Annotated in this window: 1 protein-coding gene; it reads right to left on the reverse strand. The window is 38.3% G+C overall.

Features of this window, described 5'->3' with window-relative positions:
- Positions 1-112: 112 nt before the first annotated feature.
- Positions 113-678: transposase family protein (locus BCAMP_RS12855; protein WP_198015813.1), on the reverse strand; the 566-nt coding region annotated here is incomplete at its 5' end.

Raw genomic sequence — 678 nt, forward strand, 5'->3', positions numbered from 1 at the left:
GGGGTATTCAGCTGCCACTTTTCCCGCTAGAGTCGCCTTCACAAACGTCATGACGCTGCACGTTTATTATTGAGGCTCTCGCGTATTAAAAGACAGTAAAAGAGTCAATTAATTACGAGTTGGGAGCGATGCGTTTATGATTGAATCCGAGTAGAATCCTGTTTCGGAAATTTGAAAAGTAATCTCTGAGATGATGCAATCTTCTAGATGGGAGGATATCAATGATTTCATATTTTTTCGCATCAGTGCAAATAAAACTCATCTGACTATCAGCACTCTTTACCGATTTGAATTCATCCATTGAAAGATGTAGAGGAAGCCTTTGATAGTTCGGTTTGAATTGAGGAGACCATTGGTGTAAAGCACGATTAACAGTAGTTGTTGAAACACTCTGTCTAAAAGCGATATCTTTTTCAGAAGTAATAAACTGCCCTTCGGCAGCTAGTGTTTGAATGATGCATTTGGTGATAAAACAATTTCGTTTTACCATCGAAGTTGAAGCGATAAAGGTTGTTTTACATCCTTTACATAAGAAGCGTTGCTTCTTTAAAAAGAGATAGGTTGGAAGGTTATTTGTTTTAGGGAGTGTGATACGTGATAGTTTAGTTCCGTGTTTACTGAGTTTAACTGTTTTATTATTAAAGCCGCAATTCGCACACCGTGAGGGTGTGTAAGAGC

The organism is Brochothrix campestris FSL F6-1037, from assembly GCF_000525915.1.
In the GTDB taxonomy this organism is placed as follows: Bacteria; Bacillota; Bacilli; order Lactobacillales; family Listeriaceae; genus Brochothrix; species Brochothrix campestris.